At 72.6% G+C, this 23,172-nt stretch carries 20 protein-coding genes; 11 read left to right on the top strand and 9 right to left on the bottom strand.

All coding sequences use genetic code 11. The annotated features are described in order from the left end of the window. The first annotated feature begins 12 nt into the window (after positions 1 to 12). The 5 genes from atpA to ACGRHY_RS07905 all read left to right on the top strand — a co-directional run bounded on the left by atpA (position 13) and on the right by ACGRHY_RS07905 (position 5,016). Positions 13 to 1,584: a F0F1 ATP synthase subunit alpha gene (gene atpA / locus ACGRHY_RS07925; protein ID WP_394634684.1), complete on the top strand. Its 1,572-nt coding sequence runs from the start codon at positions 13 to 15 to the stop codon at positions 1,582 to 1,584. Between the two features lie 2 nt (positions 1,585 to 1,586). Continuing rightward, positions 1,587 to 2,501, top strand: a complete 915-nt coding sequence (locus tag ACGRHY_RS07920) for a F0F1 ATP synthase subunit gamma (RefSeq protein ID WP_394634683.1) — start codon at positions 1,587 to 1,589, stop codon at positions 2,499 to 2,501. Positions 2,502 to 2,506: 5 nt separating this feature from the next. Then, on the top strand, positions 2,507 to 3,961 hold the full coding sequence (atpD, locus tag ACGRHY_RS07915; protein ID WP_394634682.1) for a F0F1 ATP synthase subunit beta: 1,455 nt from the start codon (positions 2,507 to 2,509) through the stop codon (positions 3,959 to 3,961). A gap of 91 nt (positions 3,962 to 4,052) precedes the next feature. Further along, the gene (locus ACGRHY_RS07910; RefSeq protein WP_394634681.1) at positions 4,053 to 4,439 is read left to right on the top strand and encodes a F0F1 ATP synthase subunit epsilon; all 387 of its coding nucleotides are present in this window, start codon (positions 4,053 to 4,055) and stop codon (positions 4,437 to 4,439) included. Positions 4,440 to 4,560: 121 nt separating this feature from the next. Next, positions 4,561 to 5,016 (top strand): DUF2550 domain-containing protein, encoded by a 456-nt coding sequence (locus tag ACGRHY_RS07905; protein ID WP_394634680.1) that lies wholly within the window; start codon positions 4,561 to 4,563, stop codon positions 5,014 to 5,016. A gap of 135 nt (positions 5,017 to 5,151) precedes the next feature. Here ACGRHY_RS07905 and ACGRHY_RS07900 read toward each other — a convergent pair whose 3' ends face one another. From ACGRHY_RS07900 to ACGRHY_RS07890, 3 genes are all read right to left on the bottom strand, one after another. Beyond that, a complete protein-coding gene (locus ACGRHY_RS07900; protein ID WP_491630973.1) occupies positions 5,152 to 6,939 on the bottom strand; it encodes a glycosyl hydrolase family 18 protein in 1,788 nt (595 codons plus the stop codon). Positions 6,940 to 7,155: 216 nt separating this feature from the next. Beyond that, entirely contained in the window at positions 7,156 to 7,818 is a 663-nt protein-coding gene (locus tag ACGRHY_RS07895) for a response regulator (RefSeq protein WP_394634679.1), read from the bottom strand. Then, the gene (locus tag ACGRHY_RS07890; RefSeq protein WP_394634678.1) at positions 7,815 to 9,086 is read right to left on the bottom strand and encodes a sensor histidine kinase; all 1,272 of its coding nucleotides are present in this window, start codon (positions 9,084 to 9,086) and stop codon (positions 7,815 to 7,817) included. Before ACGRHY_RS07890 ends, ACGRHY_RS07895 begins: the two co-directional genes overlap by 4 nt. A 167-nt stretch (positions 9,087 to 9,253) precedes the next feature. Between ACGRHY_RS07890 and ACGRHY_RS07885 the strand changes: the two genes are divergently transcribed. Continuing rightward, the gene (locus ACGRHY_RS07885; RefSeq protein WP_394634677.1) at positions 9,254 to 9,853 is read left to right on the top strand and encodes a hypothetical protein; all 600 of its coding nucleotides are present in this window, start codon (positions 9,254 to 9,256) and stop codon (positions 9,851 to 9,853) included. Positions 9,854 to 9,911: 58 nt separating this feature from the next. On the opposite strand, the gene ACGRHY_RS07880 is transcribed toward ACGRHY_RS07885, so the two are convergent. Next, the gene (locus ACGRHY_RS07880) at positions 9,912 to 10,484 is read right to left on the bottom strand and encodes a cob(I)yrinic acid a,c-diamide adenosyltransferase (protein ID WP_394634676.1); all 573 of its coding nucleotides are present in this window, start codon (positions 10,482 to 10,484) and stop codon (positions 9,912 to 9,914) included. A gap of 242 nt (positions 10,485 to 10,726) precedes the next feature. Here ACGRHY_RS07880 and ACGRHY_RS07875 point away from each other — a divergent pair, with 242 nt between their 5' ends. From ACGRHY_RS07875 to ACGRHY_RS07865, 3 genes are all read left to right on the top strand, one after another. Next, positions 10,727 to 11,575, top strand: a complete 849-nt coding sequence (locus tag ACGRHY_RS07875) for a 3-hydroxyacyl-CoA dehydrogenase family protein (protein WP_394634675.1) — start codon at positions 10,727 to 10,729, stop codon at positions 11,573 to 11,575. A gap of 159 nt (positions 11,576 to 11,734) precedes the next feature. Continuing rightward, entirely contained in the window at positions 11,735 to 12,064 is a 330-nt protein-coding gene (locus ACGRHY_RS07870) for an STAS domain-containing protein (protein WP_093661921.1), read from the top strand. Between the two features lie 178 nt (positions 12,065 to 12,242). Then, a complete protein-coding gene (locus ACGRHY_RS07865) occupies positions 12,243 to 14,900 on the top strand; it encodes an ATP-binding protein (protein ID WP_394634674.1) in 2,658 nt (885 codons plus the stop codon). An 85-nt stretch (positions 14,901 to 14,985) separates the two neighbouring features. On the opposite strand, the gene nucS is transcribed toward ACGRHY_RS07865, so the two are convergent. Further along, positions 14,986 to 15,657, bottom strand: a complete 672-nt coding sequence (gene nucS / locus ACGRHY_RS07860; protein ID WP_394634673.1) for an endonuclease NucS — start codon at positions 15,655 to 15,657, stop codon at positions 14,986 to 14,988. Positions 15,658 to 15,886: 229 nt separating this feature from the next. Here nucS and ACGRHY_RS07855 point away from each other — a divergent pair, with 229 nt between their 5' ends. Continuing rightward, the gene (locus ACGRHY_RS07855; protein ID WP_394634672.1) at positions 15,887 to 16,279 is read left to right on the top strand and encodes an SCO5389 family protein; all 393 of its coding nucleotides are present in this window, start codon (positions 15,887 to 15,889) and stop codon (positions 16,277 to 16,279) included. A 25-nt stretch (positions 16,280 to 16,304) separates the two neighbouring features. Here the strand turns inward: ACGRHY_RS07855 and ACGRHY_RS07850 are convergent, their stop codons facing one another. Then, entirely contained in the window at positions 16,305 to 17,414 is a 1,110-nt protein-coding gene (locus ACGRHY_RS07850; RefSeq protein ID WP_394634671.1) for an LLM class flavin-dependent oxidoreductase, read from the bottom strand. A gap of 287 nt (positions 17,415 to 17,701) precedes the next feature. Between ACGRHY_RS07850 and ACGRHY_RS07845 the strand changes: the two genes are divergently transcribed. Beyond that, a complete protein-coding gene (locus tag ACGRHY_RS07845) occupies positions 17,702 to 18,025 on the top strand; it encodes an Rv1322 family protein (protein ID WP_394634670.1) in 324 nt (107 codons plus the stop codon). A 117-nt stretch (positions 18,026 to 18,142) separates the two neighbouring features. Here ACGRHY_RS07845 and ACGRHY_RS07840 read toward each other — a convergent pair whose 3' ends face one another. The 3 genes from ACGRHY_RS07840 to mce form a co-directional block, all read right to left on the bottom strand. Beyond that, positions 18,143 to 19,084: a coiled-coil domain-containing protein gene (locus ACGRHY_RS07840; protein ID WP_394634669.1), complete on the bottom strand. Its 942-nt coding sequence runs from the start codon at positions 19,082 to 19,084 to the stop codon at positions 18,143 to 18,145. Positions 19,085 to 19,207: 123 nt separating this feature from the next. Then, a complete protein-coding gene (gene scy / locus ACGRHY_RS07835; RefSeq protein WP_394634668.1) occupies positions 19,208 to 22,591 on the bottom strand; it encodes a polarized growth protein Scy in 3,384 nt (1,127 codons plus the stop codon). Positions 22,592 to 22,739: 148 nt separating this feature from the next. Next, positions 22,740 to 23,171, bottom strand: coding sequence for a methylmalonyl-CoA epimerase (mce, locus tag ACGRHY_RS07830; RefSeq protein ID WP_093847638.1), 432 nt, complete (start codon positions 23,169 to 23,171; stop codon positions 22,740 to 22,742). Position 23,172: the final 1 nt, after the last annotated feature.

Here is a 23,172-nt window from a genome sequence, read left to right as displayed (position 1 = left end):
CAGGGAACCCAGATGGCGGAGCTCACGATCCGGCCGGATGAGATCCGGGACGCGCTGGAGAACTTCGTCCAGTCGTACAAGCCGGACGCGGCCTCGCGCGAAGAGGTCGGGACGGTCAGCCTTGCCGGTGACGGCATTGCGAAGGTCGAGGGTCTCCCCTCGGCCATGGCGAACGAGCTGCTGAAGTTCGAGGACGGCACCCTCGGCCTCGCCCTCAACCTCGAGGAGCGCGAGATCGGCGCGGTCGTCCTCGGCGAGTTCAGCGGCATCGAGGAGGGTCAGACGGTGCGCCGCACCGGCGAGGTCCTCTCCGTCGCGGTCGGCGACGGTTACCTCGGCCGTGTCGTCGACCCGCTGGGCAACCCGGTCGACGGCCTCGGCGAGATCGAGACCGAGGGCCGCCGCGCCCTCGAACTGCAGGCCCCCACGGTCATGCAGCGCAAGTCGGTGCACGAGCCGATGGAGACGGGCTACAAGGCCGTCGACGCGATGACCCCGATCGGCCGCGGCCAGCGTCAGCTGATCATCGGCGACCGCCAGACCGGCAAGACCGCCCTGGCGATCGACACGATCATCAACCAGCGCGACAACTGGCGCTCCGGCGACCCGGGCAAGCAGGTCCGCTGCATCTACGTCGCCGTCGGCCAGAAGGGCTCCACCATCGCCTCCGTGCGCGCGGCGCTGGAGGAGAACGGCGCGCTGGAGTACACCACCATCGTCGCCGCCCCGGCGTCCGACCCGGCGGGCTTCAAGTACCTGGCGCCCTACACCGGCTCGGCCATCGGCCAGCACTGGATGTACCAGGGCAAGCACGTCCTGATCATCTTCGACGACCTGTCCAAGCAGGCCGACGCCTACCGCGCCGTGTCCCTGCTGCTGCGCCGTCCGCCGGGCCGCGAGGCCTACCCGGGCGACGTCTTCTACCTGCACTCCCGGCTGCTGGAGCGCTGCGCCAAGCTCTCGGACGAGATGGGCGCCGGCTCGATGACCGGTCTGCCGATCATCGAGACCAAGGCGAACGACGTGTCGGCGTTCATCCCGACCAACGTCATCTCCATCACCGACGGCCAGTGCTTCCTGGAGTCCGACCTGTTCAACGCGGGCCAGCGCCCGGCGCTGAACGTCGGTATCTCCGTCTCCCGAGTCGGTGGCTCGGCCCAGCACAAGGCCATGAAGCAGGTCTCCGGCCGGCTCCGCGTGGACCTCGCCCAGTTCCGCGAGCTGGAGGCGTTCGCCGCCTTCGGCTCCGACCTGGACGACGCCTCCAAGGCGGCGCTGGAGCGCGGTAAGCGCATGGTCGAGCTGCTCAAGCAGTCGCAGTACGCGCCGTACCCGACCGAGGACCAGGTCGTCTCCATCTGGGCGGGCACCACCGGCCGTATGGACGACGTCCCCGTCGAGGACATCCGGCGCTTCGAGAGCGACCTGCTGGAGCACCTGCACCGCGAGCGCAAGGACCTGATGACCGGCATCCGCGAGGGCGGCAAGATGTCCGACGACACCCTTCAGGTGCTGTCGGACGCCATCGCCTCCTTCAAGAAGCAGTTCGAGACCTCGGACGGCAAGCTGCTGGGCGAGGGCTGAGCATGGGCGCGCAGGTCAGGATCTACAAGCGGCGGATTCGCTCCGTCAGCGCGACCAAGAAGATCACCAAGGCGATGGAGATGATCTCCGCGTCGCGCATCGTCAAGGCACAGCGCCAGGTGGCCGCGTCGACTCCGTACGCCGAGGAGCTGACCCGGGCCGTCGCGGCCGTCGCCACCGGTTCCGACACCCAGCACCCGCTGACCACCGAGACCGAGAAGCCGGTCCGGGCCGCGGTCCTGCTCGTCACGAGCGACCGCGGTCTGGCGGGCGGCTACTCGGCCAACGCGATCAAGGCGGCCGACCGGCTGACCGAGCGGCTGCGGGCCGAGGGTAAGGAGGTCGACTCCTACATCGTCGGCCGCAAGGGCGTGGCCTACTACGGCTTCCGCGACCGGAAGATCGCCCAGTCGTGGACGGGCTTCACCGACCGGCCGTCGTACGCCGACGCCAAGGCCGTCTCCGGACCGCTGATCGAGGCGGTCCGCAGGGACACGGCCTCCGGCGGCGTGGACGAGCTGCACATCGTCTTCACGGAGTTCGTGTCGATGATGACGCAGAACCCGGTCGAGAAGCGGATGCTGCCGCTCAGCCTCGACGAGGTCACGCGGCAGGTGGAGAAGCAGGAGCGGATCCGCCCGCTGTACGACTTCGAGCCGTCGGCGGAGGAGGTTCTGGACGCACTGCTGCCGCGGTACGTCGAGAGCCGCATCTACAACGCTCTGCTCCAGTCCGCCGCCTCCGAGCACGCCGCCCGCCGGCGCGCGATGAAGTCGGCGACGGACAACGCCGAGGACCTCATCAAGTCGCTGACGCGGCTTGCCAACCAGGCCCGCCAGGCCGACATCACCCAGGAAATCAGCGAGATCGTCGGTGGTGCCAGCGCGCTGGCCGACGCTTCTGCGGGGAGTGACTGACAACTATGACCACCACTGTTGAGCCGACCGCTGCGGCGGGCGTGGCCACCGGCCGCGTCGCGCGGGTCATCGGCCCGGTCGTCGACGTGGAGTTCCCCGTCGACGCGATGCCGGAGATCTACAACGCGCTGACCGTCGAGGTCGCCGACCCGGCCGAGGAGGGTGCGAAGAAGACCCTCACCCTCGAGGTCGCCCAGCACCTGGGCGAGGGCCTGGTCCGCGCGATCTCCATGGAGCCGACCGACGGCCTGGTCCGCCAGGCCCCGGTGACCGACACCGGCCACGGCATCACCGTGCCCGTCGGCGACGTCACCAAGGGCCGGGTGTTCAACACCCTGGGCCGCATCCTGAACGAGCCGGAGGCCGAGTCCGAGGTCACCGAGCGCTGGGAGATCCACCGCAAGGCCCCGGCCTTCGACCAGCTCGAGTCCAAGACCGAGATGTTCGAGACCGGCCTGAAGGTCGTCGACCTGCTGACCCCCTACGTCAAGGGCGGCAAGATCGGTCTGTTCGGCGGCGCGGGCGTCGGCAAGACCGTCCTCATCCAGGAAATGATCATGCGTGTGGCCAAGCTGCACGAGGGCGTTTCCGTGTTCGCCGGCGTCGGTGAGCGCACCCGTGAGGGCAACGACCTCATCGAGGAGATGGCCGAGTCCGGCGTTCTCCCGCAGACCGCGCTGGTCTTCGGCCAGATGGACGAGCCCCCGGGCACCCGTCTGCGCGTGGCCCTGGCCGGTCTGACGATGGCGGAGTACTTCCGCGACGTCCAGAAGCAGGACGTGCTGTTCTTCATCGACAACATCTTCCGCTTCACCCAGGCCGGTTCCGAGGTCTCCACCCTGCTGGGCCGTATGCCCTCCGCGGTGGGCTACCAGCCGAACCTGGCGGACGAGATGGGTCTCCTCCAGGAGCGCATCACCTCCACCCGCGGTCACTCGATCACCTCGATGCAGGCGATCTACGTGCCCGCGGACGACCTGACCGACCCGGCCCCGGCGACGACCTTCGCCCACCTGGACGCGACCACCGTTCTGTCGCGTCCGATCTCGGAGAAGGGCATCTACCCGGCGGTGGACCCGCTGGACTCCACCTCCCGGATCCTGGACCCGCGCTACATCTCGCAGGAGCACTACCAGTGCGCCACCCGCGTCAAGGGGATCCTGCAGAAGTACAAGGACCTCCAGGACATCATCGCCATCCTCGGTATCGACGAGCTCGGTGAGGAGGACAAGCTGGTCGTCCACCGCGCCCGCCGTATCGAGCGCTTCCTGTCGCAGAACACCCACGCGGCGAAGCAGTTCACCGGTCTGGTCGGATCGGACGTTCCGCTGGACGAGTCGATCGCGGCGTTCAACGCGATCGCCGACGGCGAGTACGACCACTTCCCGGAGCAGGCGTTCTTCATGTGCGGTGGCCTGGAGGACCTCAAGGCCAGCGCCAAGGAGCTTGGCGTCTCCTGACGTCCGCGCCCCACGACAGGGGGCGGGTGAAGCCCGTCCCCTGTCCCCGCGCACCGTTATTCTGTGAAAACCCCAGTTTCGAGGAGCCACTGTGGCTGAGCTGCACGTCGAGTTGGTCGCCGCGGACCGCAAGGTCTGGTCGGGCGAGGCCAGCCTGGTCGTCGCGCGCACCTCGTCGGGTGATATCGGCGTCATGCCCGGCCACCAGCCGCTGCTCGGCGTGCTGCAGCCGGGCCCGGTGACGATCCGTACGACCGGCGAGAGCGGGGGCGGCACCGTCGTCGCCGCGGTGCACGGCGGCTTCATCTCCTTCGCGGACAACAAGCTGTCGCTGCTCGCGGAGATCGCGGAGCTGTCCGAGGAGATCGATGTCCAGCGCGCCGAGCGTGCGCTGGAGCGGGCGAAGTCGGAGACGGACGCCGCCGCCGAGCGCCGTGCCGAGATCCGGCTTCGGGCCGCCTTGGCGAGCGCGCGCTGAGACCCGCGCGCATGTACGTGCCTCAGCCGCGGACCGCTTCGGAGCATCGCTCCGGTGCGGTCCGCGGCTGAGGTGATTGCTGGCTGCTGTACGGACGGACGAGGCGAGGAGGTCGGTGAAGATGGTCCTCGCTCTCGTGCTGTCCGGGGCGGTGCTGGCTCTGGTGCTGCTGGGGCTGTTCGCCTTCGGGCTGCGGCGGCGGCTGATCCAGCGGCCGGGCGGCACCTTCGACTGCAGTCTGCGGTGGGACGCGCCGGATCCCGGCGAGGGGTCCGAGGCCGGAGGCAAGGGCTGGGTGTACGGCGTCTCCCGCTACAGCGGGGACCGGGTCGAGTGGTTCCGGGTCTTCTCCTACGCGCCGCGACCGCGCCGGCTGCTGGAGCGGGAGGCGATCGAGGTGCTGGAGCGCCGCAGGCCCGAGGGGGACGAGGAGCTGGCGCTCCTGTCGGACTCGGTGGTCCTGGCCTGCTCGCACCGCGGCACCAGGGTGGAGCTGGCGATGAGCGAGGACGCCCTGACCGGCTTCCTCGCCTGGCTGGAGGCGGCCCCCCCAGGACAGAGGGTCAACGTCGCCTGAGCGGTTCCCCGTGGCCCGGGGCCTCCGGACGGAGCCCGGGGGAGCATACGACGGCGAACCGGGGAGACGCCGTACGGGCCGTCTCCCCGGTTCTGTCACTTCCGGTGGTGGGCGGGTCGGGTCACCGTCCGGGCGTCAGTTGCCCAGCCCGTTGTGGATGGCGGTGACCAGCTCGCCGTTCGCGGTGTCTCCGCTGATCTCCCAGAAGAAGGCTCCGCCGAGCTTCTGCTGCTTGGCGTAGTCCATCTTCCCGGCGATGGTGGCCGGGGTGTCGTAGCTCCACCACTCGTTGCCGCAGTGCGCGTACGCGGTGCCGGCGATGGTCCCGTTGGCCGGGCAGCGGTCCTTGAGGACCTTGTAGTCCTCGATGCCCGCCTCGTACTTGCCCGGTGCGGCGCCGGTGGCGGTGCCGCCGGGCTCCTTCTGGGTCACGCCGGTCCAGCCGCGGCCGTAGAAGCCGATGCCCAGCAGCAGCTTCTTCGCAGGGACGCCCTTGGCCTTGAGCTTCTGTATCGCCGCGTCGGAGTTGAAGCCCTCCTGCGGGATACCGGGGTAGGAGGTCAGGGGCGAGTGCGGGGCGGTCGGGCCGGTCTTGCTCCAGGCGCCGAAGTAGTCGTACGTCATCACGTTGTACCAGTCGAGGTACTGCGCGGCGCCGCCGTAGTCCGCGGAGTCGATCTTGCCGCCGCTGGAGGCGTCGGCGGTGATCGCGGCGGTCACGAGCTGGTTGCCGAACTCGGCGCGGAAGGCCTGGGCCATGGTCCTCATCACGGCCGGGCCACTGGTGTCACAGGTCAGACCGCAGGCGTTGGGGTACTCCCAGTCCAGGTCGATGCCGTCGAACAGGCCCTGCCAGCGCGGGTCGTTGACCAGCTCGTTGCAGGACTTGGCGAACGCGGCCGGATTCTTCATGGCGTCGGGGAAACCGCCGGACCAGGTCCAGCCGCCGAAGGACCACAGGACCTTGATGTGCGGGTACATGTTCTTCAGCTTCAGCAACTGGTTGAAGTTGCCGCGCAGCGGCTGGTCCCAGGTGTCGGCCTCGCCGTCGACGCTCTGCTCGGCGGTGTAGGCCTTGTCGGTCGCGGCGTAGGCGTCACCGATGGTGCACTTGCCGCTCTGGACGTTGCCGAAGGAGTAGTTGATGTGGGTCAGCTTCTCGGCGGATCCGGAGGTGACGATGTCCTTCACGTGGTAGTTGCGGCCGTAGACGCCCCACTCGGTGAAGTACCCCAGATTGACGTACTCGCCCGGGTCGCCGCCCCCGTCGCCGCCGGTGGTCCTCACGGTGACGGAACCGCTGGCCGGTCCGGTCTGGTCGGCGGTGTCGCGTGCCACCACCGAGTAGGTGTAGGTGGTGCCCGCCGTCAGGCCGGAGTCGGTGTACGAGGTGCCGGTGACGGTGGCGACCTTGGCGCCGTCGCGCAGGACGTCGTAGTTCTTGACGCCCTTGTCGTCGCTCGCGGCGCCCCAGCTCAGTTTGGCGGAGGTGTCGGTGATGCCGCTCGCGGTGGGGGTGCCGGGCGCGCCGGGCGGGGCGTCGTCGGGGTTCCCCCCGTCCGAGCCGTCGCACGGGCGGCCGTTGAGGGTGCAGTCGGCGGGGGAGCCGGTGCCGGTGCCGTTGAAGCCGAAGCTGACGCTGGCCCCGGGGGACAGGGTGCCGTTCCAGCTCATGTTCTTGGCGGTGTAGGTGTTGCCGGAGCTGGTGACGGTGGCGTCCCAGGCGGAGCCGACCCTGGTGCCGGTGGGGAAGTCCCACTTCAGCGTCCAGCCGCTGATGGTGGTGTCACCGGTGTTCTTGATCGTCCACTTGCCCTCGAAGCCGCTGCCCCAGTCGGAGGGCTTGGAGAAGGTGGCGGTCGCCTGTTCGGCGGCCTGGGCCGGGGAGGCCAGGGCGACCAGGGCGCCGAGGGGCATCAGCATCGCGGCCGCGGCCGCCAGGGCTTTCCGTCTGACGCGGTGTGCGGTGGTGTTCGTTCTCAAGAGCGCTCCTCGCACAGGGCCCGGTGCCGGACCGGGCCGTTGGGGGTCTCCTGCGCCGCTCGTGGAGAGTGCCATGTGCATGGCATGGGCGTGCAGTTGACCTGGAGCGTAGATTGGTCTGGACCACCGGTCAATAGGTATGCACCTTTGGGGAGTTCACTCCCCGGCGACCCCCAGCTCCCGCGCCAGCACCGCGGCCTGCACCCTGCTGCGCAGCTCCAGCTTCGCCAGCAGCCGGCTGACGTGCGTCTTCACCGTCGCCTCCGCCATCGCCAGCCGCGCGGCGACCTCCGCGTTGGACAGTCCCTCGCCCAGGCACGCCAGCACCTCGCGCTCGCGCCGGGTGAGGGCGTCGAGCACGGCGGGATCGGCCCGGCGCCCGCCCCCGGGCGCCGCGGAGGAGCGGGCGAACTCCCGGATCAGCCGCCGCGTCACGACCGGGGCGATCACGCCCTCACCGCGCGCCACCGTCCTTACCGCGTCCACCAGCTGCGCCGCCTCGCTGTCCTTGAGCAGGAAGCCCGCCGCACCCGCGCGCAGCGCACCGAAGACATACGCGTCGAGGTCGAAGGTGGTCAGCACCAGCACATCGGCCAGCCCCTCGCCGACCACCCGCCCGGTTGCCGAGACCCCGTCCAGACGCGGCATCCGCACATCCATCAGCACCAGGTCCGGCCGGAGTTCACGGGCCAGCCGCACCGCCTCCTCGCCGTCCGGCGCCTCCCCGACGACCTCGATGTCCGGCGCACCGCGCAGGATCAGGACGAGCCCGGCGCGCACCGCCGACTGGTCCTCGGCCACGAGCACCCGGATGGTCATGCCCCGCTCCTTCGCCTCGTCCCGTCCCAGCCGGTCCCGCCGTCCGAGGCGTTGCGGGCGGCCTCCCCCAGGGGCAGTACCGCCCGCACCTCCCACCGTGTGCCGCCGGCCGCCTCGACCGGGCCCGCGCCGAGGGCGCCGCCCAGCAGTCCGACGCGCTCGCGCATCCCGACCAGCCCGGCGCCCGAGCCGGGGGCACGCGGGCCCGGGTACCGGTCGCAGGCGCTGGTGACGGTGACGGTCAGTGCGCCGTCGCCGCTGCCGCCGCCTTCCTTGCCGGGCGAGTCCAGTACGACGGCCACCTCTCCGGGGGAGGCGTGCTTGAGCGCGTTCGTCAGAGCTTCCTGCGCGATGCGGTAGGCCGCCAGCTCCACGGGGGCCGGCAGGGGGCCGCCGGAGCGTTCGTCGCGCAGGGTGAAGTCGAGCCCTCCGGCCGCTCCGTGCCTGCGGGCATGGGCCAGCAGCGCGTCCAGGCCGTCCAGGGTCGGCGCGGCGGACACCTCCTCGTCACCGCCCGAGGTCCGCAGCAGATCGATCAGACGGCGCATTTCGGCCAGCCCGTGCACGCTGTTCTCGCGGATCACCGCCAGCGCGTCCCCGGTGGCGGCGTGGTCGTCGAGCGACTGCGCCGCGGTGGCGTGGATGGCGATGGCGGAGAGGTGGCCCGCCACCACGTCGTGCAGTTCGCGGGCCATCCGGGAGCGCTCGGCGGTGACGGCCTGGGCGCGGTCCATCTCCGCCAGCAGCGCGGTCTGCTGGGCGCGCAGCCGCTCGGCGGCCGCGGCGTTGCGGTGGTCGCGGACGATGACGCCCGTCCACGCCGGACCGACCGTGACCAGCCCGCAGACGACGCCCACCAGCAGCGCCTGGGGGTCGCGGGTGGCGGTCAGGGTGCCCACGGTCACGGCGGCGGTCAGCGCGGCGCTCGCGGGCGGAACCACCCGCGACAGCCTCGGCCCGCCGTAGAGCACGGCCGCGTAGACCACGTCGGAGAACATCACGATCGTCGCCAGCAGCGACCGGGTGACCAGGTCACCGGCCAGCGCGACCGTCCCGAGCGCCAGCGCGGCGGACGGCGCGGTACGGCGCAGCGCCTCCGCCAGTGCCATCACCGCCAGCGGCAGCAGCACCCAGCCGTCCCCGAGGGGTGGGCGCGGATTGTTGAACAGCCCCAGGGCCCACATCACCAGCCCGCCCGCCAGACCGGCGGCGGCGATCAGCAGGTCCCCGCGGTGCGGGAGGGACAACGGGGAACGGGCGGCGCTCACCCGGCCATCCAACACCGCCGTACCGGCCGCCCGCCTCCGCGCCCGGGCCGGTGCGGGAGCGGGCGGGATACATCGAAGGATGCAGTCCGGGATCGTCACGGCAGACGACGTGCCGGGGCCGGACGGCGGCCAGGCTGGAGGCAGCGAGGGAAGAGGAGTGGTCCGCCGTGGTCGTCACACTGATCATCGTCTGCGAGGTGGCCTTCTGGGTGCTGCTGGCCGCCGGGCTGGTGCTGCGCTACCCCGCCCGGAAACCCCGCCTGGGCGCCGCCGTGCTGCTGTGCGAACCGCTGCTGGAGGTGGTGCTGCTGTGCGCCGCCGCGGTCGATCTGCGCAACGGCGCCGAGGGGGACTGGACGCACGGCGTGGCGGCCGTCTGCATCGGCTTCACCGTGGCCTACGGCCACTACATGGTCAGGTGGGCCGACGGGCACTTCGCCCACCGTTTCGCGGGCGGTCCGCCGCCGGCGAAGCCACCGAGGTACGGGACGGCGCGCGCCGTCCACGAGTGGAAGATGTGCGCCCGCTCGGTGCTCGGCGCGGTGGTCGCGCTGGCGCTGCTCCAGGGCGCGGTCCGGTACGTGGGGGACGCCGGGCGGAGCGAGTCGCTGGTGCAGTGGCAGGCCAGGATGCTCCTCGTCATCGGTATCAGCGTGGTCGTCGCGGCCGGTTACACGATCTGGCCCAAGAAGCCGAAGGCGCCCCGGAGCGAGCCGCGGGACCCCGCCGGCACCCGGCCCGCCGCACGGGGGACGGCCGGGCACTGACGCCCCGCCCCGTCCGCGAGGACGGGGCGGGGCCGCCTCCGGCTCGTGCACCGGCGCGTCAGCGGTTCTCGCCGGGGACCCAGAGGATGTCGCCCATCTCCTTGTTGGCGGACCTGGCCAGGATGAACAGCAGATCCGACAGCCGGTTGAGGTAGGTGGCCGTCAGACGGTTCATGATCTCGCCGTGCTCCTCCAGCGCCGCCCACGTCGAGCGCTCGGCACGGCGGACGACCGTGCACGCCTGGTGCAGCAGGGCCGCGCCCGGGGTGCCGCCCGGGAGGATGAAGCTGCGCAGCTTCTCCAGATCGGCCAGGAAGCGGTCGCAGTCCGCCTCCAGCTTGTCGATGTAGCTCTGCCGCACCCGCAGTGGCGGGTACTCGGGGTTCTCCGCCACCGGCGTGGCCAGATCCGCGCCCACGTCGAACAGGTCGTTCTGCACCCGGACCAGGACCTTGGTGATCTCCTCGGGCAGAGCGCCGAGCGCGATGGCCACTCCGATCGCGGCGTTGGCCTCGTTGGCATCGGCGTAGGCGGAGATGCGGGAGTCGGTCTTGGCGGTACGGCTCATGTCGCCGAGGGCGGTGGTGCCGTCGTCGCCGGTGCGCGTGTAGATGCGTGTCAGGTTGACCATGGACCGAGCCTAGCCACGCCCGGGCTCAGCGGAGCGCAGGTGTGCCCACCGCCACGGCGGCCCGCCGCGCGCCCTGTCCGCCGTACCGCCCAACTACGCGCGGCGGGCCGCCGGATGACCCGCGCGAGTGTGATGTCCGCCATGTGAGACGTGACGCGCATCTCTTCCCCGCCCACCGCGCGCTCACGGGCGCTAGGGTCCGCCTGAGAGTCGCACCGCAAAGCCGCAGAGGGGACATACACGTGGCCAAGAAGCTCGCCGTCATCGGAGCCGGACTCATGGGATCGGGCATCGCCCAGGTCTCCGCCCAGGCAGGCTGGGACGTGGTGCTGCGCGACGTCACCGACGAGGCGCTCAGGCGCGGCACGGACGGGATCCGGGCCTCGTACGACAAGTTCGTCTCGAAGGGGAAGCTGACCGCCGAGGACGCGGATGCGGCGCTCGGCCGCATCACCGCCACCACCGATCTCGACGCCGCGTCCGACGCCGACATCGTGGTCGAGGCCGTCTTCGAGCGGATCGACGTCAAGCAGGAGATCTTCCGTACGCTCGACGGCCTGGTGAAGGACGGGGCCGTGCTCGCCTCCAACACCTCCGCCATCCCGATCACCAAGATCGCGGCGGTGACGGAGCGCCCCGAGCGGGTGGTGGGCACCCACTTCTTCTCGCCGGTGCCGATGATGCAGCTGTGCGAGCTGGTGCGCGGGTACAAGACGAGCGACGAAACCCTCGCGTCGGCAAGGGAGTTCGCCGAGGGCGTCGGCAAGACCTGTATCGTCGTCAACCGGGATGTCGCGGGCTTCGTCACCACCCGGCTGATCTCCGCCCTGGTCGTCGAGGCCGCCAAGCTCCACGAGTCGGGCGTGGCGACCGCCGAGGACATCGACATCGCCTGCAAGCTGGGCTTCGGGCACGCCATGGGCCCGCTGGCCACCGCGGACCTCACCGGCGTCGACATCCTGCTGCACGCCACGGAGAACATCTACACCGAGTCGCAGGACGAGAAGTTCGCCCCGCCGGAGGGGATGCGGCGCATGGTGGACGCCGGGGACATCGGCCGCAAGAGCGGTCAGGGCTTCTACCGCTACTGAACGGGCCCGTACGGCACACAGCCGGGTCGCCCCTACGGGTGAATTCGGTGCCGATTCGGGGACGGACGGCAACTCCGCCGCCGAACAGGCAGTCAGTTGTGGTGAGACATAGGCAGACAACAGTCACAGACGGACCACTTCTTTTCCGGGGGAGCGGATATGCACATCAGGGGCGACCACGCTGAACTGGTCGTCGGAGGTCGCCTCGACGTCCGCAGCGCGGCGGACGCCCGTTCGGTCCTGCACACCGCGGTCGACTCCGGAGAGGGCGATCTCGTGCTGGACCTCGCCGAGCTGGACTCGTGGGACGCGACCGGTCTCGGCGTGATCATGGGCGCGCACCGGCGGGCTGGCCGGTGCGGGCGCCGCCTCGTCCTGCGGGACGTACCGCCCCAGATGCAGCGTCTGCTGGTGGCCACCCGTCTGCACCGCATCCTGGCCATCGAGGGAGGCGGGCTCGCCGAGGGCGGGACCCTGACCAAGCCATAACTATTGGGTCAGGGCCCCTGCCCGGGCTTGCCCCCACTCCCGGGCCAGGCAATAGGGTTCTGGAACCCGCCGCCTACACTGCGCTGCGGACGGCCACCGGACCACGAGCGAAGGCCAGCGTACGGTCGGCCCTGGAGAGCTGAGCTTCGAGTACGCACCGCATCTGGGGGCACCCACCATGGACCCGAACGACCGGGGACCCGAGGAACAGGACAGCGGGAGCACCACCCGCGCGATCCCGCTCATAGCGGGCGAGTACCTGCTGACCGTCAATCCCGTCGACGGCAGCGAGATCGAGCCCTGCCCGCCCGGCGAGCACCCCGGCGCGCCCCGCAGGCGCACCCCGGAGTCCCGTGCCGAACGGGAGCGTGCCGCTGTGGCTCCGCTCCCGACCGGGATCTCCCTGCCCGACCTGCCGCTGCTGGAGCGTACGGCGGAGCGCGAGCACCTCCTGCAACTGCTCAGGCGCGGACGCTCGGTCCGGCTCACCGGGGCGCCCGGCTCCGGACGCAGCTCCCTGCTGGCCGCCGTCGCCGCCGAGTGCGCCGACCTCGCCCCGGACGGCGTCGTCCGGCTCAGCGGCCGCCAGCGCACGGCCGCGGACGTGCTGTACGAACTGTTCGCCGCCGTCCACGACACGCCCAGGCACCGCCCCGACCGCGCCGAGCTGGAGGAGGCGGTGCGCGGCGTGGGCGCGGTCGTCCTGCTGGACGACGTCGAGTTCGGCGGCCAGGCGCTCGACTCCCTCCTCGGCGCCACCCCCGAGTGCGCATTCCTGATCACGGTCGTGCCCGGCGCCCCCGCACCCTCCGCCGACGCGCCTCTTGAGGAGGTCGCCCTCTCGGGCATCAGCCGCGCCGCCTGCCGGGAGCTGATGGAGCACATCGTGCGCCGCCCGCTGACCGAGGAGGAGGCCGGCTGGACCGGGGACCTGTGGTTCGAGTCCGAGGGTCTGCCGCTGCGCTTCATCCAGGCCGGCGCGCTGCTGCGGCAGCGCGACGCGGAGGCGGCGGAAGCCGCGCGGACCGCGGTCGGCGATGACGGCGGTGACGGCGGCAGCGGTGACGGCGAGGCGGGCACCGAGGACGCCGAGGACGACGAGGACGCCGGGAGCGCCGAGGGGAGCGGCCGTGCCGGCGCGACGCTGCCGACGCTCGCCGAGGGCGCGGCCCCCGCCGCCCTCCTGGCCGCCCGGCTGTCCGAGAGCACCCGCGAGGTGCTGCGCTTCGCCCTGGCGCTCGGCGGCGTGCTGCCGCACCCGGCCCATCTGCCCGCGCTGGTGGACGACGCCGACGCCGACGCCTCCCTGGGCGAACTGCTCGCCTGCGGCCTGGTCACCACCGCCGGGACGTACTACCGGCTCGCCCCGGACGTGGCCGGGCAACTGGCCGACGCCGGATACGCCGACGGAGCCGACGACCGCGCCCGTACCGCCGCCCAGCACTACGCCTGGTGGACCGGTCACCCCTCGGTCACCCCGGAACGGGTGTCGCAGGAGGCGGAGGCGGTGCTCGCCGCCGTCCAGGGCGCCCAGCGCGGCGGCCACGCGAGCGCGGCCGTGCTGCTGGCCCGTACCGCCGCTCCCATCCTCGCCGCCTCGCTGCACTGGGGCCCCTGGGAGCGGATCCTGCGTGGCGGCCAGGAGGCGGCGCGTACGGCGGGCGAGGTCGCCGAGGAGGCCTACTTCCACCACGACCTCGGCGTGCTCGCCCTGTGCACCGGCCACCTGGACCGGGCCCGCGCCGAACTGGAGGCGTCCATCGGGCTGCGCGGAGTGCTCGCGGACCGCCGGGGCACGGTCGCCGGACGGCGTGCGCTGGCCCTGGTCGAGGACCGCTTCGCGATCGAGGCCGAGGGCGGCCCGGACAAGGCCGCCGGAGGGCCCGGGGACGGCGGCAAGGCCCTCGGCGGGGCGCTGCCGGCCGTCGCCGTGCCGCCCGCGCTCCCCAGACGCCCGACTCCGGTGAAGCCGTCCGGGGCCTCCGTACCGCCGACTGTGGCGCCGGCCCCGTCCGGACCGCAGACCACCGGCGGCACGCCGACGCTCGACGAGCTCCCGCCCGCCCTGGCGGTTCCGCCGGTGACGGTGGGCGGCGCCTTCGACGAGACGCCCGGCAGCGGTACTTCCGGCAGCGAGGCGCTGACCCGGCCGACGCCGTTCGTACGGACCGCGCACGGCGAGGGCGGCCAGTACGACGGCCGCCGCGGCCCGCACGGGCTCGCCGTACGGGGAGCCCGGCGCAACGTCTTCGCGGCGGGCGCGGGCGCGCTGCTGGCCGCGCTGGTGGGCACGGTCGTCACGATCGGCATGACCTCGGGGAGCGAGGAGCCCGCCGGCAGCGTCAACCCGGCGGTCACCTCCCGGGAGGACGACGGCATCACCGTCGACGAGCCCGCGCCGAGCTCCAGCGACGAGCGGGGGGAGAAGCCGGGGGCGAGCAGCGCGCCGGCCGTCCCCGGCGCACCGTCCAGCAGCGGGACGGGCTCGGCCGACCCGGAGGCGTCCGGTACGGGCGAGCCGTCCGAGGAGGCGGAGGAGGACGGCACGACCTCCGGCGGCGCGGGGGAGCCCACCAGGACGACGACCAGGCCGAGCACGCCGACGCAGACGAAGAAGCCGACCACCGAACCGACCGAAACGGAAAGCGAGACGAGCGAGCCGACCGGCTCCCCGACGGAAACGGAAGGGGAGACGAGCGGGCCCACCGGAGAACCGGACCCTCCCGGTGACTCCACGGGCGGCGGGAGCGTCACAGCCAGTGGGACCGCGTCGAACAGCGCCGCGCCGAGCAGCGGTCAGGCCTTCCGGGACTCCACGGAGAGCCCGGTCATCTGACCCGGGGCCCGGAAGCCGGACACGCCGGGGGGAGCCGCGCGTCGAGCGCGGCTCCCCCCGGCGTGCGTACCGGTTGGGGAGGGGATCAGAACAGCCGCAGCTTGTCGTCCTCGATGCCGCGCAGCGCGTCGTAGTCGAGGACGACGCAGTCTATGCCGCGGTCCGTGGCCAGCACGCGCGCCTGCGGCTTGATCTCCTGCGCCGCGAACACCCCCCGCACCGGGGAGAGACGGGGATCGCGGTTGAGCAGCTCCAGATAGCGGGTGAGCTGCTCGACGCCGTCGATCTCGCCGCGCCGCTTGATCTCGATCGCGACGGTGGTCCCCTCCGCGTCCCGGCACAGGATGTCCACCGGCCCGATGGCGGTGGGGTACTCACGCCGTATCAGCGACCAGCCCTCGCCGAGGGTCTCCATTCGGTCAGCGAGGAGTTCCTGAAGGTGGGCCTCCACGCCGTCCTTGATCAGGCCGGGGTCGACGCCGAGTTCGTGCGAGGAGTCGTGCAGGACCTCCTCCATGGTGATGATGAGTTTCTCATCCGATTTGTTGACCACCGTCCAGACGCCGACGCCGTCCTTCTCGCCCTCCTTGAGGGTGCATGGCGGAGACATCCAGTTGAGGGGCTTGTAAGCCCTGTCGTCCGCATGGACCGAGACCGATCCGTCGGCTTTCACCAGAATGAGGCGGGGAGCCGAGGGGAGGTGGGCGGTGAGCCTTCCGGCGTAGTCCACGGAGCAGCGGGCGATGACGAGACGCATGGTCGGTCACGCTACTGGACCGCGGGCGGTCCACGCGATTCGCCCCTGCTTCTCCCCGTTCGATCGCCGTTCGGGCGTGGCTGGTTGTGTGCCCACAAGCCTGGTGCGTCAGTACGCGCGGGCATAACGTTGCAGCCCGGGGTCGCCGTACGAGATCGTCCGGTTACGCGCAGCCCCGAAATCCCGTCCCTGAGGTCCCGGTATGCCCGGGATCGCGAGAGGAGAACCCATGTCGCTCGACGTCTCACCGGCCCTCCTGGAGCAGGCTGAGCGAGGCGAGGTCGATGAGGCGGCCTTCGTCGACTGCGTCCGTACGTCCCTGCCCTACGCATGGGACATGATCAGTTCTCTGGTGGCCGAACTCAAGGTGGACGGCGGGGAGTTCGCCGACAACCAGACGCCGCCGCCGGACGAGCGGGCGCGGGGCCAGCTGCTGCGCGCACTCGCCAGCGACGCGATACGCGGTGCGCTGGAGCGCCACTTCGGGGTGAGACTGGCCTTCCAGAACTGCCACCGGGTCGCTGTCTTCCCGCTGGACCCCTCCGCGGACGAGCGGCTCGCCCGCTTCACCTCCGTCCGCGGCCAGCTCCTCAACCAGTCGCCGGAACTGCGCGACTGCTGACCGCGGGCGGACGGCGGGCGGCCGGTCAGGATGCCGCGTCCGTCCCCGCGCCCTCGTCCGGCGCTGTGCCCGGCGGTGTGCCTGACGGCGCAGGAGCTGCCGCTGCTCGGGGGAGGAGCGGCAGCACCTCGGTGCCCAGCCGCCAGACGTTCAGTTCGGTGGCGGCCAGGTCGCCGGAGCCCTCGGCCAGCAGCGCGAACCGGCCGATCCCGGTCCGTTCGGCGGTGGCCGCGAGCCGGTCCGCGCACAGCCGCGGCGGGCCGACCGGATGCAGCGAGCACAGCAGCTCGGTGTAGGCGAGCGGGTCGCGCATCGAACGCGCACGGCCGTCCACGGTCGTGTGGGCCTCCAGCCCCTGCCACAACCAGCCGGGCATCGCCTTGGTGAGCGTCTCCACGGCCTCGTCCCGGGTGTCGGCCACCTGCGCGACCCCGGCCGACACGTGTCCGGCCGCCGCCACGGCCTCCGGGGCCGCCCCCGCAGCCAGCGCCTCGCGCCGCCACAGGGCGACCATGTCCGCCTTCTCCTCGTCCCCGCAGTGCATCCCCAGCAGCATCGGCAGCCCGCGCGCGGCGGCCAGCCGCACGGAGGCGGGGGAGGTGCAGGCGACCAGCACGGGCGGCGCCTCCGGACCGCCGAGGCCCTGGTCCGGGCGCGGTACGACGGGGACCTCGCGGAAGCGGTAGCGCTCGCCGTCCGCGCCGACGCGCGGCTCGCGCAGCCAGCGCAGCAGCAGGTCCAGCGACTCGGGGAAGCCCCGCTCGTACGCCTCGACGCCGCCGCCGAAGACCTCCAGGTCCACCCAGGGGCCGCCGCGGCCGACGCCGAGGGTGAACCGGCCGCCGGACAGGAGGTGCAGCAGCGCGGTCTGCTCGCCCAGGGCGACCGGATGCACGGTGGGAAGCACGCTCACGGCCGTGCCCACCTCGATGCGCCGGGTGCGCCCCAGCAGCAGCGCGGCCAGGGTGATCGCCGAGGGGCAGACCCCGTAGGGGACGAAGTGGTGCTCGGCCACCCACACGGAGTCCAGACCGGCCCGCTCGGCGGCCTCCGCGGAGCGCAGGGCGCGGTGGAGTGCCTCTCCCTGCCCCTGCCCCGGGAACTGCCCCGCCGGTACGAAAGTCCCGATGTGCATCGCCACAGCCTCCTGCCCGGTACCGGGACCGTCCCGGCACCGCCGCGCGACGGCCCGCGCCGGTCTGCGACGGTCCTGTGAACGGACCGCCGAACAGTCCCCTTCAGGCAACAACGCCTGACACGTGCCAAGGGCACGGCCTGCCGGGATTTTTTTCGGACCGCGCGGAAGGACGGGAAGAGAGGGGCCGCGGGTGCGCGACACAAGGCCGCCCGCGACCTGCGTAGGCTGGACGGAGCAGTCCGCCGACGGGCCCCGAAGGCCCCCGAGACCACGTGAGGTGCCTGTTGTCCCCGCGTCGAAACCGCCCGCGCGGCGGTGGCAGGTCCGCCCGCCGCGACGGGGAGGCGGACGGCCGCCACGGCATGGAGCACACCGACGAGTGGCGCGGCGAGGAGTGGGTGGTGCGGCCGATCAACGGGCAGTCCGCAGCCAAGCACTACCGCTGCCCCGGCTGCGACCAGGAGATCCCGCCCGGGGTGCCGCACGTCGTGGCCTGGCAGCGCGACGGGCGGGGGGACGACCGGCGGCACTGGCACCGGGCGTGCTGGAACGCCAGGGACCGCCGGAGCGCGCGGCTCCAGCGGTCCCGTCAGGCACCCAGGTACTGAACCCTGAAGGCGCCCGTCAGGCGTCGCGGGCGAGGACGCGGGGCGCCCCGCACCGCCGAAGGGCGGTACGGGGCGCGGTGTCCCGCAGGCTGCCGGCGCCGCCGGCGTGCCTCGGTCTCAGCGGGACTGCTGGGCGGGAACGCCCAGCGACTCCTCGCCGCTGTCGGTGTTCGGCTGCCCGGTCGCGGCGACGGCCGCGCCGGTGAGCGTGGCCAGCATCTCGCGGACGTTGGTGAGCTGGGCGTTGATGCTGTCCCGGCGGTTGGTGAGCGCCGCCAGCTCGCGCTCGGACTCGCTGCGGATGCGGTCGGCCTTGGCGTTGGCGTCGGCCACGATGTCCTCGGCCTGGCGCTGGGCGGTCTCCACCGTCTGGCGGGCGCGGCGCTCGGCGTCGGTGCGCAGCTTCTCGGCCTCCAGACGGAGCTGCTCGGCACGGTGCTCGATCTCCGCCAGCCGCTTCTCGGCCTTGGCCTGACGGGAGGCCAGGTCGCGCTCGGACTGCTCGCGGCGCTTGGCCAGATTGGTCTCGAAGTCGGCGGCGGCCTGCGCGGCCTTGGCCCGGGTGTCCTCGAAGAGGGCGTCGGCCTCCTCGCGCTTGGCCTGGGCGTCCTTCTGCGCGTCCGCGCGCAGCGTGGCGGCCTCGCCCTTGGCCTTCTCGACGATCCGGGCTCCCTCGTCCTCCGCCTTGGTCTTGCGGTCGGCGGCGTACGACTCGGCGTCGTTGCGCACCTGCTGCGCGGCGGACTCGGCCAGCTCCCGGTGCTGCTCGGCGGCCCGGCGGGCCTCCTCGCGCAGGTCCTTGGCCTCCTCCTCGGCGAGACGGAGGATCTTCTCGACACGGGCGCCCAGTCCGGCGTACGACGGCTCGGAATCGTTGATCTGCGCCTGTGCGTTCTGCGTCTCGAGGTGCAGCTCCTCGATGCGCTTCTCCAGCGAGGCGATACGGGCCAGCGCGTTGTCACGGTCGGCGACGAGCTTCGCGATGCGGTCGTCCACCTGACCGCGGTCGTAGCCGCGCCGCACGAGCTCGAAGCCGAAGGGAGAGGTGTTGTCGCTCATGGGGTTCCTGTCGGTCAGACGGGGTCGGACGGGAGAGTGATAGAGGGAATCCTAGGGGGGAAAACGGCGTGTCTTCGAGAAGATGCCGGTTTGATATGCAGAATGTACGTCCGTTCGAGTGGCTCAGTTCTTGCCCTGTTTGCCGCCGCCATGCGCCGCTCCCGCTCCCACACCAGCCTTGACCGCTCCGTTCGATCCTCCGTCAGAGCCCTTTCCCCCCTTGCCGTCCTTGTCGGACTTGCCCCTTCCGGGTGACTCGAAGGACTCCAGCGCCTCCAGCACGTCCTGCACCCGCGAGATCTCGGCGTTGATGTCCTCGCGACGGCGGGTCAGCACGTCCAGCTCGCGTTTGCCCTTCTCCAGAGTGCGCTTCGCCTCGGCCTCCGCCTCGGCGAGCACCTTCTCGGCCTCCCGGACGATCGCGGCCTTCTTCTGCTCGGCCTCCTTGAGCAGCCCCTCGGCCTTGCGCACCGCGGCGATACGGACCCTGCTCGCCTCGGAGTCGGCCTCCGAGCGGGTCTGACGGGCTTTCTCCCGGGCCTCGGCCAACTGCTCGTCGGCCGCCTTCACCAGCTTGTCCACACGCTCGCCGGCGGACCGCATCGCCTCGGCGGCCTCCCGGCGCGCCCGCTCGTGCAGCTCCTCGACCTCGGCCTCGGTGCGCGAGCGCAACTCCTCGGCCCGCTCCCGGATGGCGCTCGCGTCGCGGCGGGCCTCCTCCAGCACGGTGTCGGAGTCGCTGCGGGACTTCTCCACCAGCGAGGTGCTCTCGGTCCGCGCCTCGGCCACCAGCCGCTCGGCCTCCTTGCGGGCGGCACCCACCATGGTGTCCGCCTGCTCCTCGGCGGACGCCGCGATGCGTACGGCCTCCTCGCGGGCCTCGGCGACCAGCCGGTCGGCCTGCTCGGCCGCGTCGCCCAGCCGGCGCGCCGCCGCCTCACGGGCCTCGTCCCGTACGCGGTCGGCCTCGGCGCGCGTGCGCCCGGCCTCCTCGTCCGCCGTGGACCGGACCCGGTCCGCCTCGTCGATCGCCTCCGAAACGGTGCGCTCCGCCAGCGACTTGGCGGCGTCCGTCTCCTCCTTCGCCTCCCGGCGCAGGGTGGCCGCGGCGTGCTCGGCCGCGGAACGCAGACCGGCGATCTCCTCCTCGGCCTGCTGGTGCATCCCCGCGACCGAGTCGCGCACCTGCTGGGCCTTCTGCTCGGCGGCGGAGACCAGTTCGGCGGCCCGCCGCTCGGCCTCGGCCACCAGCCGGTCGGCCTCGGCCTGCGCCTCCTCGACCCGCTTGCGGGCCGAGGCGAGCAACTCCTCGCTCTGCTCCCGGGCCTGAGCCCGTTCCCGGTCCGCCTCCCGGCGGGTTCCGGTGAGCAGCTCCTCGGCCTCGCGGCGGCGCCTGGAGGCCTCCTCCTGGGCGGCGGTCAGCGTCTCGGCGGCCTCGGCGCCCATGCGCTCGGCGGCCGCGTCCGCCTCGGCCCGCACCCGGTCGGCCGTCTCCTGCGCCTCGGTGCGCAGCCGCTCGGCCTCGGTCGCCGCCTCGGTGCGCAGCCGCACCGCCACGGCCTCGCCCTCGGCACGGGCCTGCGCCGCGTCGGAGACCGCCTCGGTGCGCAGCCGCCCGGCCTCCTCCTCGGCCTGTTCGCGCAGGCCGCGCAGCCGCTCCGCCGACTCCGTGCGCAGCCGCTCGGTCTCGGTACGGGCCTCCTCGCGCAGCCGCTCGGCCTCCTCGCGGGCCTCGCGCAGCTCCTCCTCGGCGGCGGTCAGCCGCTGCCCGGCCTCCTCGCGCAGCCGCTCCAGCTCCCCGTCCGCCTCGGCGCGGCGGGCGGCGACGGTCTCCTCGGCCTCCTCGCGCAGCCGCCGGCCGGCTTCCTCGGCCTCCTCGCGGGCCTGCCCGGCCTGCTGCTCGGCCGCGGTCCGCAGCTCCTCGGCCTCGGCGCGGGCCCGCTCCAGGGCCTCCTCGGCCTGGCGGCGCAGAGCGGTGGCCCGCTCGATCGCCTCGGTGCGCACCCGTTCACCCTCGGCCACCGCGGCGCCGCGGGTCTCCTCGGCGTCCGCCTTGGCCTGGCTGAGCAGCTCCTCGGTGCGGCCGGCGGCCTCCTCGATCTGCTGGACGGCCTCGCGGCGTGCCTCGCGGCGGATCCGCTCGCCCTCCTCGACCGCGTCGGCGCGCAACTGCTCGGCCTCGCCGCGCAGCCGCCGCGCGTCCTCCTGGAGCTCGACGGTCCTGGCGCGGTACTCCTCGGTGTCGTCCTTGGCCGCGCCCTTGAGCTGCTCGGCCAGGTCGTGCGCCTCCGCGCGCAGCCGGTCGGCCTCCGCCTCGGCCTCCGCGCGCAGCCGCTCGGCCTCCTCGGTGGCGGCCCGGGTGGTGGCCTTGGCCTCCTCGGACGCCTTGGTGAGCACCTCCTCGGCCGTACGCGCGGCCTCGGCGAGCTGGGCGGCCGACTCCTCGGCCGACTTGGCGCGGGCGCTCTCGCGGGCCTCGGCGATCAGCCGCTCGGCCTCGGCGCGGGCATCGGCCCGCACCTGCTCGGCCTCGGCCTTGGCGGCCTCCGTGTCCTTGGTGGCCTCGGCGACCATGCGCGCGATCTCGGCCTTGGCGGTACGCCCGCGCTGCTCGTTCTCCGACTCGGCGTCGGCCAGCCGCCTGGCGGCGGCCTCGCGCGCCTCGGCCAGGACGCGGTCCGCCTCCGCACGGGCCTCGCGCAGCGCCGTCTCGGCCTCCCGCATCCGCTGCTCGGCCTGGCGTGCCAGCGCGGTGGCCTCGCGGCGGGCGGTCTCGGACTCGGCGGCGGTGGAGGTGCGCAGCCGCTCGGCGTGCTCGGTGGCCTCCTGCGCCTGGGTGGAGGCCGCGTTCAGCAGCCGCTCGGCGTCCGCGCGGGCCCGGCGCAGCACCTGCTCGGCCTCGGCCTTGGCGGCCTCCGCCTCCGAGTTCAGGCGCTGCCGGGACTGCTCGGTCAGCCGCTGCACCTCGGCGCGGGCCGCGGCCAGGGTCTGCTCGGCCTCTGCGCGGGCCTCGTCCATCAGCCGACGGGCCTGCGACTCGCTGCGGGCGCGCAGCTGCTCGGCCCAGGCGACGTTCTCGTTGACGTGGGACTCGACGGTCGCGCGGCGCTCGGCCAGTTCCTCGTCCAGCCGCTGGCGGCGGGTGACCGCCTCGGCGTGCAGCTCGGCCTCCATACGGGCCTGCCGCTCGGCGTGCTCCTGCAGGATCCGCTGGGTCTGGGCCCGGGCCTCGCGCAGCTCGCGCTCGGCGTCCGCGCGCAACTGCTCGGCCTGTGCCTGGGCGTTGCGCAACAGCTGCTCGGCCTGGTGCGACAGGTTGTCGTAGCCGGCCGGGCGCGCGGCCAGAGCGCGGCGCGCCTCGTGCAGCTTGGCGCGCAGCACTTCGACCTGGTAGCCGAGGTCGTCGGCGTGGTCGACCGCCTTGTCCCGCTCGTCCTTCAGCCGCTTCATCTCGGCTTCGAGCTGGGAGAGGTGGTCGTCAGCCTCGTAGCGGTCGTAGCCCCGCACTGCGCGGTCCCATCCGTCCCCTGGTCGTGGTGAAGGTGAACTGACCCTTCGGAGAAATGGTGTCAGATCATCGGCGGAACATGGGACGGGCCCCTGCCGGCCCGCAGCCCCGGCCGAACGGCCACTCTACCGGCCGGGGGAGCGGTCGTCAGTGGTGTGAGGAAGCGGAGGTGACCAGTTCTGTGAGTACGCCGTGGCAGTCCTTGGGGTGGAGGAAGGTGATCCGCGATCCCATCGAACCGGTGCGCGGCTCGTCGTACAGCACCCGGACGCCCTTGTTCCGGATCGCCTCGGCCTCGCCGTCGACATCCGCGGTGCCGAAGGCGATGTGGTGCACGCCCTCGCCGTTCTTCGCCAGCCACTTGGCCACCGTGGAGTCGTCGCGGGTCGGTTCCAGGAGCTGGAGGTAGGAGGCGCCGCCGTCGTCCGTGCCGTTGATCCGCAGCATGGCCTCGCGCACCCCCTGCTCCTCGTTCACCTCGGTGTGGAACACCTCGAAGCCGTAGGTGGCACGGTAGAACTCCACCGTCTTGTCCAGGTCGAAACAGGCGATACCGATGTGGTCGATGCGCGTCAGCATG

The organism is Streptomyces shinuiensis, assembly GCF_043660855.1.
Taxonomy (GTDB): domain Bacteria; phylum Actinomycetota; class Actinomycetes; order Streptomycetales; family Streptomycetaceae; genus Streptomyces.
The sequence above is the reverse complement of the archived record's forward strand: the minus strand, read 5'-3'. Positions and strand labels throughout refer to the sequence as shown.